The sequence below is a fragment of the Streptomyces sp. cg40 genome, from assembly GCF_050320165.1.
GTDB classification, from domain to species: domain Bacteria; phylum Actinomycetota; class Actinomycetes; order Streptomycetales; family Streptomycetaceae; genus Streptomyces; species Streptomyces hokutonensis.
Window position 1 is genome coordinate 2860360 of the sequence record NZ_CP190128.1, and the last position, 14756, is coordinate 2875115.

The 14756-nt window shown below is 71.9% G+C and carries 12 protein-coding genes and 1 tRNA gene; 4 read left to right on the plus strand and 9 right to left on the minus strand.

Going from position 1 to position 14756, the window contains the following annotated elements:
• Window positions 1-141: 141 nt before the first annotated feature.
• From ACQHII_RS12545 to ACQHII_RS12555, 3 genes are all read left to right on the plus strand, one after another.
• Window positions 142-1167, plus strand: coding sequence for a lysylphosphatidylglycerol synthase transmembrane domain-containing protein (locus ACQHII_RS12545; RefSeq protein ID WP_427919388.1), 1026 nt, complete (start codon window positions 142-144; stop codon window positions 1165-1167).
• 84 nt (window positions 1168-1251) lie between these two features.
• Window positions 1252-1324, plus strand: a tRNA-Gln gene (locus ACQHII_RS12550).
• Window positions 1325-1327: 3 nt separating this feature from the next.
• A complete protein-coding gene (locus ACQHII_RS12555) occupies window positions 1328-3682 on the plus strand; it encodes a hypothetical protein (protein WP_427919389.1) in 2355 nt (784 codons plus the stop codon).
• A 21-nt stretch (window positions 3683-3703) separates the two neighbouring features.
• On the opposite strand, the gene ACQHII_RS12560 is transcribed toward ACQHII_RS12555, so the two are convergent.
• Complete coding sequence (locus tag ACQHII_RS12560) at window positions 3704-4318, minus strand: TetR/AcrR family transcriptional regulator (RefSeq protein ID WP_427919390.1); 615 nt, start codon at window positions 4316-4318, stop codon at window positions 3704-3706.
• 166 nt (window positions 4319-4484) lie between these two features.
• On the opposite strand from ACQHII_RS12560, the gene ACQHII_RS12565 reads away from it, so the two are divergent.
• Entirely contained in the window at window positions 4485-4943 is a 459-nt protein-coding gene (locus tag ACQHII_RS12565) for a cupin domain-containing protein (protein WP_427919391.1), read from the plus strand.
• Between the two features lie 18 nt (window positions 4944-4961).
• Here ACQHII_RS12565 and ACQHII_RS12570 read toward each other — a convergent pair whose 3' ends face one another.
• The 8 genes from ACQHII_RS12570 to ACQHII_RS12605 form a co-directional block, all read right to left on the minus strand.
• Window positions 4962-6296 (minus strand): NADase-type glycan-binding domain-containing protein, encoded by a 1335-nt coding sequence (locus ACQHII_RS12570; RefSeq protein WP_427919392.1) that lies wholly within the window; start codon window positions 6294-6296, stop codon window positions 4962-4964.
• Complete coding sequence (locus ACQHII_RS12575) at window positions 6293-6859, minus strand: phage tail protein (protein WP_427919393.1); 567 nt, start codon at window positions 6857-6859, stop codon at window positions 6293-6295. Before ACQHII_RS12575 ends, ACQHII_RS12570 begins: the two co-directional genes overlap by 4 nt.
• 31 nt (window positions 6860-6890) lie before the next feature.
• Window positions 6891-8849, minus strand: coding sequence for a putative baseplate assembly protein (locus tag ACQHII_RS12580; RefSeq protein WP_427919394.1), 1959 nt, complete (start codon window positions 8847-8849; stop codon window positions 6891-6893).
• A 3-nt stretch (window positions 8850-8852) separates the two neighbouring features.
• Window positions 8853-9299 (minus strand): GPW/gp25 family protein, encoded by a 447-nt coding sequence (locus tag ACQHII_RS12585; RefSeq protein WP_362974273.1) that lies wholly within the window; start codon window positions 9297-9299, stop codon window positions 8853-8855.
• A 37-nt stretch (window positions 9300-9336) separates the two neighbouring features.
• Window positions 9337-11244: a VgrG-related protein gene (locus tag ACQHII_RS12590; RefSeq protein WP_427919395.1), complete on the minus strand. Its 1908-nt coding sequence runs from the start codon at window positions 11242-11244 to the stop codon at window positions 9337-9339.
• Window positions 11244-11963, minus strand: coding sequence for a peptidase M23 (locus tag ACQHII_RS12595; protein WP_427919396.1), 720 nt, complete (start codon window positions 11961-11963; stop codon window positions 11244-11246). The genes ACQHII_RS12590 and ACQHII_RS12595 overlap by 1 nt, the downstream gene beginning before the upstream one ends.
• A gap of 23 nt (window positions 11964-11986) precedes the next feature.
• Window positions 11987-12409 carry a phage tail protein gene (locus ACQHII_RS12600; RefSeq protein ID WP_019071368.1) on the minus strand — a complete coding sequence of 141 codons (423 nt, stop codon included), beginning with the start codon at window positions 12407-12409 and terminating at the stop codon, window positions 11987-11989.
• Window positions 12410-12491: 82 nt separating this feature from the next.
• Window positions 12492-13142 (minus strand): extensin, encoded by a 651-nt coding sequence (locus ACQHII_RS12605; RefSeq protein WP_427919397.1) that lies wholly within the window; start codon window positions 13140-13142, stop codon window positions 12492-12494.
• Window positions 13143-14756 lie beyond the last annotated feature (1614 nt).

A 14756-nucleotide genomic window follows, 5' to 3' on the forward strand; every position in this document is an offset into this window, starting at 1 on the left:
GTTGATTCAGGCAATGATCCGGGTGACCGGAAGCCGGCGGGGACGCCGGGGGCGGTACGAATGACGCGCGTCGTCAAGCCGCCCGCGCCCCTTCCGCTTCCGGTCACCACCGCGTCATACCGGATGGGAACGTTTCGCCTCGTGTCCCTGCTTCCGCTCGAAGAGATCCCCGGGCCGCTCCCCGCCTCCACCACCGGCCCCACTCCCGCCCCCGTCCCCTTCCGACTCCCCTCCGCCGCGCGCCTCGCCACCAAGGTCCTGACCCTGCTGCCCCTGCTGCTGATCGTGGTGTGGGCGGCGGTCGACTGGCGTGCCATGTACGAGGGCACCGCCCGGCTCGCCTCAGCCGACCCCTGGTGGCTGCTGGCCGCGTTCTTCTTCACCTGCCTCGGCTGGGGCACCGCCGCCCTGGTCCGCCAGGGTGCCGTGCCGGACCGGCTGCCGACCGGTCTGCTGATCGCCTCGCAGTTCGCGGCCGGCGCTGCGAACCACGCCCTGCCGGCCAGCATCGGCGCCCACGCCGTCACGCTGCGCTTCCTCCAGGGCCAGGGCATCCCCCTCCCCCGCGCCACCGCCTCGCTCGCCCTCTACTCACTCGTCCGGCCGATCGCGAAGACACTCGTGCTGCTGGTCTTCCTCGTCTCCTTCCCCGAGATGCTGCGCTTCGGCCAACTCGCCCCCAGAGGCTGGTCGTTGCTCCTCGCCGTCGGCGGCCTGACGACCGCTCTCGCCACGGTCACCGTCCTGCTGTGCGCCGTACGACGCCTGCGCAGCCCGGTCCTCCGCTGCGTCCGCACCGCCCTGACGGACGTACGGCAGCTGCACACCATGCCCAGCCGGATCCTCGCCCTGTGGGGCGGAGCCGCCGCCGCTCCCGTATTGCAGGCGACGGTGATCTTCGCCGTCGGGGCCTCGCTCGGCATGCCGCTGTCCTGGGCGCAGGTGGTGCTCGCGTTCCTCGCCGCCAGCACCGCGGTCGGCGCCGTGCCCGCACCCGGCGGGATCGGTCCCGTGGACGCGGCGACGGTGTTCACGATGGTCGCGTTCGGCGCCCCCATGGACCTGGCCACGGCGAGCGTCATCGGCTACCGCGTCCTGACGGTGTGGGTACCGTTGCTGCCTGGGGCGTTGATGCTGTCGGCGCTGGTCCACCGGAAGGTGCTGTGAAGCTGCCGTGGAGCTGCCGTGGAGCTGCCGTGACCGAAATCCACTTGTACGTCCGCCTGTTCCACCTCTAACGTCGCTGCTCATCGGCGTGTAGCTCAGTCAGGAGAGCACCGGGCTCTGGACCCGGAGGGCGCGGGGGCGGAACCCGCCACGTCGGCTTATGGATGACGACGCTGAGCAGCAGCACCTCACCGCGGCCCCCGGCTACGCCCTGGGCCAGTTGGCCAAGGCCTTCACGACCGCGCTGACCCACGAGGACGCCGACACCCGCCGCCGCGCGGAGGGCCGCGCCCAGCGCTGGCGTGCCGTGCTCGCGGGGATGGCGGGCGGGCGGCTGACGATCGGTTCCCGCACCCCGGTGGCCGGGTTTCCCGCCTGGATCACCCCCGAGGTGGTACGCGGCGGCTTCGCCACCGGTGCCCCGGGCGCGGGCGGCCCGCTCCAGCCGTACGAGATCAGGCTCGCGGAGCGGTTCGGTGTGCCGGCGGACCGGCGGGCGCTGTTCGCGCACTGTCTCACCGACACCGGACTCACCTGGCTGTGGGGGCGGTTGAACAGCGGGCGGTACGAGGTGACCGTGCCGGAGGAGGGCGCGCTGCTCACCATGGCGTGGCTGGTGCGGCACGGGGAGACGGCCGCCGCGCTGGATCTGGTCGCGGAGTTGGAGCCGTTCGCGGGTCAACTGCGTTTCCTGCCGCGCCCGTCGACGGGCCGGCCCGCGCCGGACGACACCGACGCACTGCACCGCCGTACCGTCGACGACACCGTGAACAGGCTGGTCCGGCGCCGCCCGAACCCGGCCGTGGAGGCGCAGCGCGAGGCACTCGCCGTATGGCAGCCGTTCGGGGACGAACTGCTCGCGCACTGGCTGGAGACGGCGGACGGGGAGGGCCGACAGGCGCTCGAACTCGCCCCCGACGCGGCCTGGTTGGTGCGGGGTGCCGCCCTGCTGAGCCGCTACCGGCTGCTGGCCGAGGAGCACACCCGCTGCGGAAAGCACCGTAATCCGAAGTGCAACCTGGGCATTCTGCGTGGCGCGCTCGAAGAGGCCGTCGCCGGGCGGGAGTTGGACGCGCGGCGGCTCGGGCTGCTACGGCACGCCGTCGCGTCGATGGTGCGGCGGCGCGGTCTGCCGGGATCGCCCGCGCACACCGAACTGCGGCGCGCGCAGGGGGTCCAGGCCGCCATCCCCTCCCATCACGCCCTGGCACAGGTGGTGTTGGGCCGGCTCGCCACGCTGCCCCAGGAGTCGGGCATCGCCGATCTCACCCCCGTACTGGCCCCCGTGTCCGCACCGGAGGAGCGGGAGACCGGCGTCCCCGCCGGCGCCCAACTCCCGCCCGCGATCGGCAGGGTGGTCGAGGGCGCGCTGAGTGGACCGGTCCAAGTCCTGGTGGAGCGGGGAGTTGTCCCGTCGTCCGAGGTACTCGCCGAGCTCGTACCGCAGCTGGTCGCCGTCACCAGCGCACGGGCCTACGACGACGATGCGCTGCGGACCCTGATGGCCGCGAACTACCGCGCGTTCCGCAACCGCCGTTCACTGCTGCTGCTCAACCTGGAGCGGCAGGTCCGCATCGAGGAACTGCCGTGGGTGCGGGCGGTGGCCGCACAGCGGGGCGACGGCTCGGCCGAAGCGGCCCTGGTACTGCGGCAGTTGGGCGAGCTGGCCGTGCAGGGGTTCCCGGGGACGATCCTGCCCAACCCGCTCGTACGCGAACTCGGCGTGCTCGCCCGCCAGTCGGGCCTGGGCGCTCCGCTGGTGGAGGAGCTGGCCGCGGACATCTTCATGGACACCTTCGGGCCGAAGTTCCTGGTGGCGGCCGGGATCGCGGGCGAGTTGCTCGGCGGTTCGCTGTACGAGCGGTACTACGGCATCGACTACGCGGCGATCGGTGAGCTGGCGATCGCCGAGGCGGCCGGCGGCTCGAACAGGTCCCGGACCTCTCCGGGATTCGCGCGGCTGTGCGCGGAGCGGGCCGGGGCGGCGTCCTCGGCACCGGTCGCCGGATCGAAGTCCGGTGCCTCGCAAGGGTCCTGGGTGGCGGAGAACGGCAAGGTGATCGAGCAGTCGCAGATCCTGACCACGCACAATCTGGCCACGCTGGTCCACCGGGTGGGCATCGCTCCCGAGCCGGGCTGGGCCGAGTTGGCGCGGCGCTGTTTCGAGACCGTGTGCCGGCTGGCGGGCCGGGTGCACGGCAACCCGCGGCCGTACGCCACGATCAAGGACGCGGCGTACGCCTGGCGGCAGTTGGTGTTCCATCTGTCGCTCTGCCCGCCGGTCGAACAGGGGCGGGTGCTCGGCGGCCTGGACGCGGAGACGGGCCGTCACCCCCCGCAGGTGGCAGCGCGTCTCGCGCCCGCCCTGGCGGGGCTGCGGCTGGTCGTGGACGGCGGCGGCTTCGGCCCGGACGGTACGGCGGACGGCGGCCGGGCCCGTCGGCTGCTCGGCTGGACCACGGACGGCCACTGGCTGGCGAGCGACCCAACCGGGCGGGCGGCGAAGGACAGTTGAGTGGTCTCGGGCCCGGCGGCGCTAGCCCGCCGTCGCCGTGCGCACCGCCGCCTCCGTCAAGGTCTTCGCGGTGCGTACGGCGCTGGCGACGGCCTCGTCGGGGGTGAGCCCCAACTGGTCGGTGAGGGTGAACAGGGCGTCCGCGCCGACGACCACGGCGAGGCCCCGCTTGAGCTGGGTGAACGCGTCCGGGTCGGTCGCGCCGAGGGTGCCGTCCAGGGGTGCGAGGGCGTGGTCGATGAGGCCGAAACGGATCCCGGGCCGCATGCTCTCCGCGTCGGGGCGGACGATGGTCGCGGCCATCATGGCGCGCACCCCGCCCTGGCGGGCCAGGATGCCGCGCAGCAGGAACTCGCAGGCGTAGGCGACCCGTTCGACCGGATCGCGGGAGTCGGCGACCGGCTGGAGCGCCTCGGCCGGGTCGGGCCAGACTCCGGCCAGGGCCTCGCCGATCAAGGACGGCAGGTCGGGGAAGTACCGGTAGGCGGTGGCCTCCGAGACCAGGGCGGCGCGGGCGACCTCGGGCATGGTCACCTCGCTGCCCGCGCCGATCAGCACCCGGGCCGCGTCGACGATCGCCGTACGGGTGCGCTTCTTCTGATTGCTGCGGCCCGTGTCCGTCTGGGTTGTCGCCATCGGTGCGTCACATCCCCGTCTTCGCTCGTCGCTGCCGTCCGTCCCTTCCGGACTTTATCACGACCGACTCTCGTCATGAGAGTGCACTTGCACGATGGGGATTGCCAGCCTACTGTCCTACTGTCCTGAGGGCGCACAACGCGCGGCGAGCACAAGGGAGTTCGAGATGAACGAGGTTTCCGTGGTCGGTCCGGACGACGGTGAGAGGATCCGTCTTGGACCGGTCCAGATGCGCATCCTGGAGGACGGCAGCACCACTGGCCACCGCCTGGGCATCGGCGAGATCACCCTCGCCCCGCACACCCAGGGCCCGCCGCAGCACCGCCACGGCCAGCACGACGAGGGCTTCTACGTCGTCTCCGGCACCGTGCACTTCACCATCGGCGAGACCGTCCACGTCGCCCCGGCGGGCACCCTCGCGATGATCCCGCCCGGCGCCCCGCACACCTTCGCCAACCCCGGCGACGAACCCGCCGTGATGATCAACACCTTCACGCCCGACCTGTTCGTGCAGTACTTCCGTGACCTGCGGGACATGATCGCCGGCGGCCGGGAGTTCAACACGGAGTCGACCATCGAGATGATGAGCCACTACGCCACCGTCCCCGCGACCGACTACGCCTGAGGCTCCCGCCGCCGTAGGTCAGGAGCCGCCCGAGTTCGACGGGCCGAAGAACTCGATCTCGGCGATGGCCACTTGCTTGCTTCCCGAGGTTCCGTAGGCGGACTCGAGGGTGAAGCGCACCGAGGTGACGTCACCGACCCGGAAGGCCCGGCGCTGCGCTCCGGCCCCCTGGTCGAGGTTGAGTTCGCGGGTGGTCGTCTTTCCGTCGGCCGTGGTGATCCGGGCCTCGATACGGTGCGGAAGCGCCGACTGGCTGAGCTGGTCGGCGCGGGTGGAGACACCCGGGGTGATCAGTACGTCCAGCAGCCGCGTCGGCTCGTCGAACTTCGCCTCCAGCCACTGACCCTCGCCGGACTGCGACAGACCCGGCCCCCACCAGGTGTTGTTCAGCTTGTCGAAGGCCAACTCCGGCTTGTGGCCCGGGAACGAGCGGGATGCGGTGACGCGGTCCGGGGAGACGGGGGCGCGCTTGGCGAAGTGGTCCTTCGCGGCCTGGACACCGCGGGGGATGTTGACGGCCAGCACGATCAGCAGGGTCAGCACGACCGCGGCACCGATCCAGGTCAGCACGCGGTCGAAGGTGCGGCGCAGCCGGGGCCGGTCCCCCGCCCACGGGATCTCGCCGTTCCGGAAGGTGAGCAGCCGCCGCCACCAGGGCAGCCGGCCGGGGGCCTGCTCGTCGCCGGCCATGGGCATCGCGCACCGCGCGCAGTAGTGCCGGTCCGGCCGGTTCGCCGTCGCGCACCAGGGGCAGGGCACCCCGCCGACCGCGCCGGGTTCGACACCGGGTGCCCGCACGGTCTGCGGACGCGCCGCCACCGGGCGGCCGGGCAGCACCGGCGCCACGGAGGGCGCCTGCCGGGGCTCGGGGTCGTCGACCGGGACGAGCAGCCGCCGGGCCCGCTCGGCCTCGGACTCCGGCGGGGTGGCGGGCACCGGCTGAGTTGGAACGGTCCCGTCGTGGGGAAGGTGGGGCTCGGGGGTCGGGGAGGGCTGGGGGTACGGCGTCTGGGGCGGCGCCGCGGCGACCACCGGGTCCGTGTCCAGGCGGGTCGCGGGGTGGGACGCGTCGCCGTTCTCCGGTTCCGGCACGGTGCCCGAGCCGGCGGAGTCGTACGAGCCGGCGGCCATCGCGTCCAGCCGCAGGGACAGTGCGTCGAGTCGGGCCGCCGGGTCGTCCTCGGCCGAACTCCGTTGCGCCGGAACGCTGTTGCGCTCACCGCGTTCGGCCGCCGCCCCGGCGCGGGCGCCCGCGCGGTCCGTCCAGCTCAGGACGGCCCCGCAGGCGTCGCAGAACGACTGGCCCGGTTCCGCGCGGGTTCCGCATTCGGCGCAGCTCTGGGTGGTCGTCATCTCTCGGGGTTCCTTTCGGCGGGCACGGTGGTGGTGACCTGGACCGTGTACGGCATATGGGCGGGGCGGGCCGCCGCCACGAGGGCGTCGAGGCGGTGGCTGTCCAGGGTGGTGGGCGCGGGCAGACGCAGGTGGACGTGCAGCCGGGGGCTGCGTTCGCCGGGTACCGGGCCGAGCGGCCGGGCACTCCAGTCGGCGGCGCCGCTCTCGGTGATCTCGGGTTCGACCCCGAAGGCGAGCCGGACGGCCTCGGCCAGACCGCGCCGGGTGCCGCGGATACGGTGCAGGTACGTGGCCGCGGCTACGGCGGCCCGCAGCCGCGCCTCCGGCTCACTGCCGTCGGTCTCCGCACCGACCCAACCGCCCAGCCACTGAACGAAGTCGAGCGGTGCGAGCGACGGCCGGAAGTACGTGTCCAGGCAGTCCAGCACACTCAGGATCGGCGCTACGACCTCGTCGAGCCCGGCGACGAAACGCTGGGCGAGGTCGTCGTCGGCGAACACGGCGGGCAGCATCGCGCCGATCGGCGCGGACGAGCCGAGGCCGTCCACTGATCCCCTCAACGCACGCCTCCTCGACGGGAGTCGACGATGTTCACGCGCCGTCTCCGATCACGCGGACACGATGGTCGAAGGAGAACACCAGGGACGGCCGTTCCAGGTCGATGCGGTCGGTGGGGTCGCCGCGCTTGCCGGTGAGCGGGTCGGCGGGGTGCAGGACGACCTCGTCGACCAGCTCGACTCCGGGCACACGTTGGAGCACCGCGAAGACCTCTCCGGACTGCACGGGACGCCCGAACGGCCAGCCCTTGCCGTCCGCTCCGCCGGTGAGCGGGTCGAGGTGGCGGTAGAGGGCGTCGTGGGCCTGGCGGCGCACCCGGTCGGTGTCGACGCCCCGGAAGGCGTGGACCGTGGCGACCACGGTGACGCCCTGGTAGAAGGGCGGCCCGACCGCCAACCGGGTCCCGATCAGCCGCCGTTCGTCGAGGTGCCGGGTGATGCGCTCCAACAGGGCGTCGCCGGGCACGAGTTGCTCGAAGCGGAGCCGTCCGCCCGGGTCGGGTACGGCCTGCGGCACCACCAACACCCGTACGGCATAGGCCCCGTGCTCGCCCTCGTCGCCCTCCAGGCAGGTGATGCGGGCGGTCTCGGGAGCGGCGCGGCGGGACAGCTCCTCGTAGTCGCGGAGGGTGACCGCCCGTTCCTGGGCGCGCAGGGTGATCGGGGCGCGGGTCTTGGCCTCCTGGACGGTCTCGCCGTCCACTCCCCCGCGCGCCGCCTCGCGGTTGATCACCTCGGAGACGTACGGGATGGAGCTGCGCAGGATCTGCACCGCGCCACGGGCCACGTTGCCGGCCCGGCCGCCTCCGGTGCGATAGCGGCGGGCGCGGATCACCGAGCCCTTGGGGGCGACCGTGCCGTACTGGCGCAGGGTGCCGTCGGGTTCGCGAACGGCGGGGCCGAAGGCGAGTTCGCCGGTGGCCGCGTCGAGGGTGATGTGGCGGTCCTGCGGGCCGGAGGCGGCGAAGTGCGGGACGACCTGCCAGTCCGTCCAGCCCTCGTGCTCGGCGGTCTGGAGGAGGAGTGGCGGGTTGTCGCCGACGACCGGCGTGTGGGCGAGCCGCAGCCGCTGCCCCGGCAGGCCGGTGGACTCGCCGAGTGCCTCGTCGTAGACCGTGTCGGCGTGGACGACGGTGGTGGTGCCGCCGATGGTGAAGGCCTCGGCGGAGCGGACGGTCGGTGACGTGGTGTAGAAGGGCTGGTCGGGGTGGGGTTCGGTGACGCGGCAGCGCAGCCAGCCGGCCTCCTGGCCGCCGTTGCGGGACAGGGTGTGGCCGCCGGGGATGTGCAGGACCACCGCGCCGGGGCGGTTGAGGCCGCCGGTGCCGTCACGGTCCACCTCGCAGACCTGCCAGCCGTCGGCGGTCCACGCCTCCCACACCAGGGGCGGTTGACGGGGATCGACGCCAACTCCGTCGACTCGGCTGTCGAGTTCGAGGGCGAGGGCGCAGTGCGGAACGGCGGCGGTGAGGCCGAACAGCATGGAGTCGCCGGGGTCGGGCGACTCGGCGAAGCACATCACGTGGTTGCCCTCGGCCAGGTCGTGGGTCCGGTCGACGACCTGCTTGCCCCGGTGCTGCACGACGAGATGCCGCAACGCGGTGGGTACGACGGCGAGTTCGCGCTCGGTGGCGAAGACGACCGCCTCCTCGCCCTCGGTGCGCATCGTCGCCACCTCGGTGCCGAGCGGCACTTGGACCGGTTCCTCCTGGGGCGCCGACAGCCAGAACGTGACGTCGGTGCGGGCCGCCGACGGCGGGAAGAGGGTGATGCCGACCAGGTCCAGGAACGCCAAGTGGTTCTTGTCCGGTACCCGGTTGAGGCGGTAGACGATCTGGTCGGCCATGTGCGCGACCGTCTCGACGAGGGTGACGCCGGGGTCGGAGACGTTGTGGTCGGTCCACTCCGGGGCGCGCTGCTGGATGTAGCGCTTGGCGTCGTCGACGAACTGCTGGAAGCGGCGGTCGTCGAGGTTCGGGGAGGGCAGAGCCATCGGTCAGTAGTCGCTTTCAGCAGCCGTGCCGGGCGTACCGGGGGTGTCGTCCGGCTCGTCGTGGGACGGGATGACGTAGAAGGGGAAGACGAGGCTGCGCGGGTTGTTGGTGCCGCGGATCGAGTAGCGCACGTCGATGTAGAGCACGCTCTGCTCGGTGCCGGCGGTGACCTCGACGTCCTCGACCTCGATGCGCGGCTCCCAGCGGTCGAGGCTGACGTGCACCTCGTGCTGGATACGGCCCGCGGTCTGCTCGTTGACCGGTGCGAACACCAGGTCGTGGATGGCGCAGCCGAAGTCGGGCCGCATCGGGCGCTCGCCCGGCGCCGTGGACAGCACGAGCCGGATCGCCTCCTCGACCTCGCGCTCCCCGCTGACCAGCGCGATCCCGCCGGTCGGCCCGATGCGCAGCGGGAACGACCAGCCGGAGCCAACGAATTGTTCGGCCATCAGCCAACACCCGCCTGTTCCATGACTGTTGGGCCGTTCATGCCGGAATCACCATCGGTACCAGGCCGTTGAGGGTGACCACGCCCATGATCGGCACGGTGACGGCCCGAATGCCCACATTGGCGATGGAGTTGATCTGGACACTCGCGCCCGCGGAAAGCATCGCGTTGCCGATCGCCTTCATGTTGAGGGCACCCATCGCGTCCAACGTGACAGCTCCGGTGGTCGACTTGACGTTGACCAGCCCCCGCCCCTCCATCGTCAGCGGCCCGCCGCTCTTGATGGTGAGACTGCGTCGGGCGCTCAGGGTGAGATCGGTACCGGCCTCGACCGACACGGACCGGCTGCCCTTGATGGTGACCGTGCCCTTGCTGTCGACGACGATCTCGGTGTTCGTACGGTCCAGGTTGATGGTCAACTTCTCGTCCCCGGAGACCAGTCGAACCCCCTGCTTACGGCCGCCGGTCTTCTGGCTGAGCAGGTCCAGCCGGTTGCCGTCCCGGTCGGAGAGAGTGTGCCGGCTCGCCTTCTTGCGTACGGCGTCGTGCAAGGGCACATCGCTCACGACGGTCGGCTTGTCCTTGCCGTTGTAGAGCCCGCCGATCACGAACGGATGGTCAAGTGCCCCTCGGTCGAAGGCGACCAGCACCTCGTCGTTGACGTCCATGGGGAACACCCCGCCGCCGTCGAGCCCGCCCAGCTGTACGGTCCGCGTCCAGTCGCTGACGTAGGTGTCGTCGAGCCACGGGAACTGGAGCTTGACCCGCCCCTGTTTGAGCGGGTCGTTCACATCCGTCACCAGGGCGTTGGCGACACCGGGCAGCCGGGGCGCGGTCTCCGAGCCGCCCGAGGCGAGCCCGTACAGCGAGCGCCACTGCCGTCCGCTGACCGTCACCCAGGTCTCGTAGTGCTTGCCGTCGCCGAAGACGTGCCGTACCGAGGTGGCCGTGTACTTGCCCTCGAAGGGCGTGCCCACGTCCGAGAGCGCGACCGGAACTCCCGGGCGCAGCTTGGGATTTCCGCGGGCGACGACCTCCAGCTCGGCGAACGAGGACGTCACGTCGTCGGCGAGGGCGTCGGCGGCGAACTTGACCTCGTTCTGCTTGTCGTAGGGCGTGCCCGTCTCGACCAGCTTGGCGGTCTTGAACTTGCCGGCCGCCGCGCCCGGGGTGGTGCCGATGCCGATGGCCGGGTTGGAGGTGCCGGGCGAGGTGGCGGTGAGCTTCTTCTTGGTGGTGACGTCCCACCCGCGCGCCTCTACGCTGCCGACCTGATCGGCGGCGGTCACGGCGGCGCGCAGCCGCAGGATGTCGTGCCCGGCCTGGAGCACGAACGGGCTCTTGTCACCGTCGGTGTCCGGGGACGGCGCACCCGACGACGGCTTCGGCTCCACGAACTGGAACTTGCCGTCGGCGTCGACCGACATGACCATCTCGTTCTCGTCCGCGAGCCGGGCGAGGAAGTCCCAATCGGTCACGTTGGACTGGGAGATGAACTCGTAGACCGTGCGCGTGGAGGTGATCCGTCCGATCGGGACGCCGTCCTGGGCGGCGAGTTTGCGGGCGATGTCGGAGGCGCTCTGGTTGCGGTAGGCGGCGACGCGGCGCTGGCGCAGCAGCCGGTGCCCGAAGTCGTAACCGCGGACGACGGTGAAGGTGCCGGTGCCGTCGTAGTCGGCCTCAAGTCCGGTGACTTCACCGGTGAGCAGCGGATCGGAGGCGCCCTGTCCGTCGGCGACCGGCGCGATGACGACCTTCGTCCCGAAGGTGATCCCGAGCTTGCCGAGGATCAGCCGGTACGGATCCCGGAAGGTGAGCCGGAACGCGGCAGGCACTCCAACCCCCTGGTCGACGTAGCTGTCGACGAGGCAACGGGCGTACTCGGACGGCAGTTTGGCCCCGCCGATCTTCACCTCGACGACGTTGGAGAACGCGGACTTCACCATCAGGCACGCACCTCCTCGGCGGCGGGCAGCACGAGTTCGACACCGTTCGCGAGCCGTGTCGGGTCGTCGATCCCGTTGGCCTCGGCGATCGCCCGCCAGGCGGCGGAGTCGCCGTACTCCCGCCAGGCCAGCGACTGCAACGAGTCCCCGGCTACGACCCGGTGGACGCGCCGCGCGGTGAGCGCGCCCGAAGTCGGGTTCTGGCCCTTGGTGTTGCTCGGGATCTCGTGCAGTTGCAGCCGGCAGGTGGCGCGGATGGGCACGCCGGTCGTGCCGAAGAGCGAGTAGGCGGCCTCGACGGAGGAGACGTAGGCGGTGAAGCGGGCGGTGGAGAAGGACCCCCACTGGAACACCACCCAGGGTGGTGAAGGCTGCTTGGCGGCAATGGACTTGGTGGTCACATCGCAGCAGGCGAGCAGCGACTCGACCTTCTTCAGCACGGAGTTGCTGGACGGCTCGTCGGAGGAGTCGAGGAAGATGTCGACGCTCATCTCGCGCGGCTCGGAACCCATGAACTCCGGTAGTGAGCCGTCCCGTTCGATCTGTGCGGGGGTCGTCTTCCACTGGGCGCGGCGGGTGAGCGAGAGCTGTGCCGGGTTGAAGTCGAAGGAGAAGGTCTTGATGAGCCCGCCCGGGGTGGTACTCCCGCCGACGGGCGGCTCATGAATCGCGAGGCTGGCACGGACGAGGCTCTTGCCCGCGCCTTTGCTGGTGGCCATGGTGTGTCTCCCGCCCGCGCCGTCTAGTCCGTGAACCCGTGGTGGGCGATCTCCAGCACCTCGGTGGCGACGGCGGGCCCCGCCGGGTCGAGGGACGGCCCCTGCCAGCTCACCGGCAGCACGTCGATGAGTCCCCAGTGCGCGACCTCCGAGCCGTCCGCCCGCAGCGCCGCGATCTGCCCCGTGGGACGCCTGATCCCGGTCTGCACGGAGGAGATCCACTTGGCGACCTTGGAGGTGTCCGGGGTGAGCGGGCGGGTCAGCCGGATGGTGGAGAAGGTGACGCGGGTGGGGAGTTGCCATACGAAGCCGTTGTTGCCGCCCTCCTGCCGGTGCTCGATCTCCACCTGCGACGACAGCCCTTCGCACCCGTTGAAGTAGCCGAGGCTCTCGCCGTCGATGCTGAGGGTGAACCAGATGGTGGAGCCCGGGTCGAGGCGGGACATCGGGGGTGGGCCTTTCTCTCGTTGCGGGGCGGTGATGCGGTGGCGCGGGGCGGGGTCGTGCCTTGCCGTGCCGGTCAGTCAGTCAGTGGCGGGGGTCGCGGAGTTTGCCGATCCGTTCGCGGTCCAGGCGGAGTTCCGTGCGGATCAGGCGGGTGATGCGGCCGATGATCCGGTGCACGAGTTCGTCGAGCTGGAAGTCGGTGAGCTCACGGGGGTCGAACTGGCCGGCGGGGATGGCTTCGTAGGCGGGGGGAGGGGAGGCGGGGGTGGTGCTCGTGGTGGCGGTGGTTGAGGAGTAGGGAGGTGGGGGTGCGGCGGGCGGTGGAGTGGCGGCGGGAACGGCAGGGGCGATGGAGGGGGCGAGGGTGGCGCCGATGCCGGCGGTGATGCCGGTACCGGTGGTGCGAGCGCCGGGTGCCTTCCTGGTGGCTGGGAGGACTCGGTTGAGGGTGGAGGAGACGGCTGAGGAGAAGCTGCGTTGGACCGGGAGGGGGTGGGGTGGGGCGGCGGGGGTGGGGGTGCGGTGGCCGGGGGCGGCTGGTCGGTGGGTGGGGGTTGCTGATCGGTGGGTGGGTGAGGTGGAGAGGGGGGTGGAGGCTGGGAGGGCGGTGTGAGGTACAGGGGTGGCGGGGCGTAGGGGTACTACGGGGACTACGGGTATTACGGGGGTGGCGGGGCTGTCGGGGGTTGCACGGCGGTGACGTTGTACGGGGGTGGGGGTGGAGGACGACAAGGGTGAGAGGCGCTGCGGCGGGGGTGCGATGCGGAGCTGAGCGGTAGGGGGTGCCGGTGTGGCGGCGGTGTGTGTCGCGGGTGCCTGTGGAGTGAGGCGGGGTGCGGGGAAAGAGCGTGCGATGGGGGAGGTCGCGTTGAGCGGGGGTGCGGTGGGGGACGTCGCGTGGGGAAGCGTGGGGTCGGACGTGGTCGGGTCGGGCTGTGTCGGCTTCGTGGTGCGGGGCGTGGCTGAGTTCGGGGATATGGCCGAGGAGGAGAGCGTGGGCCTGGCCGGGGACACCGCCGTGGCTGGAGGTGGCGCCAGGGCCGAGGGCTGGGCTCCGGCCGTGGACTGGCTCGTGGCCGAGGGCGACGTCGCTGCCGAGGTCGGAGTCACAACTGGGGGCCGTGGCCCGACGCCGGACGGAGTCAGGGCCGAGGCCGAGGGCGAGAACAGGGACGGGGACTGGGCCACGGTCGACGACGGAAGCGGGGCTGGGGCTGGGGATGGGGATGGGCTAACCGCTGGAGCTGCGGTCGGCCGGGGCGCAGCGCTTCGGCGCGCGGTCGGTGAGGGGGCGGAGGCCGAGGGAGTGTGCATGGGCGGCACAGGCGTGTTGGGGGCCATGCTTCGCTGGACCGTCGGCCTCTGCCCCGATGCCGACGGGGGTGTCGAGCCGGCCGGGGTTTCGGTCAGTCGGTCTGCGGTGGCCGGGCGCACGGCAGACGGGTGCGCGGCACCTGGACGCATCGCGGCCGACGGAACCTGCACAGCTCGCACAACAGGCGTGCCGAGGCCCGCACTTCGCTGAATCGAAGGATCCGACCCCGGTGTCCGCGAGGCGCCCGGCGGAGGCGCGGTGCTCGGCGGAGGCGCGGCGCCCGGCGGAGGCGCGGTGCTCGGGCGAACGGAAGGCGAATGCGTGACACCCGGACCCGCGATGGCCAACGGAGCCAACGGAGCCAACGGAGCCTGCGGAGCAGGCACAACAGGCGTGCTCGGCACCGCACTTCGCTGCACCACCGGCCCTGGACCCGGTGTCGGCACGGCAGTTGAGCCATCCGGTCCTCCGGCCGACTGCGGCGCGTTGCTCATGGGCACAACAGGCGTGCGGGGGACCGCACTTCGCTGAACCGCCAGGTCCGAGGCCGCTGTCGGCGAGGGAGTCGAGTCGGCCGGGGCTCCGGTCGGCCGGTGCGCGGTGCTCGGGTGCGCGGTTTCCGAGGAGGCCCGCGCTGACGGTACGGGCGTGCTCGGGGCCACGCCTCGTTGAGTCGTCGGCCCCTGTGTCGCCGAGACCGCGGCGGGCCGGTGCGTGCCGGGTGGGTGTGCGGTGGTCGGGAACGTGGTGGTGGCTGAAGGAGCGGTGGTTGAGGGTGCCTGCGGAGGCGGTGCAGGCGTGCTCGGGGCGACGCTGCGTTGGATCGCCGGGCCCTGAACCTGGCCCTGGGCCTGACTCGATGTCGGCCTCGAACCAGATTCCGTACGGCGACCAGTGCCCGCCGGCGGAAACGGCGAACCGGTAAGGGGCTTGGCGTCTGCGGGTGTCGTGGTGACCGGAGCACCGAGAGGTGAGCGGCGCCGGGCAGCCGTGATCGCCGCAGGAGGCGGGGCAGGTGATTCCGAACCCGT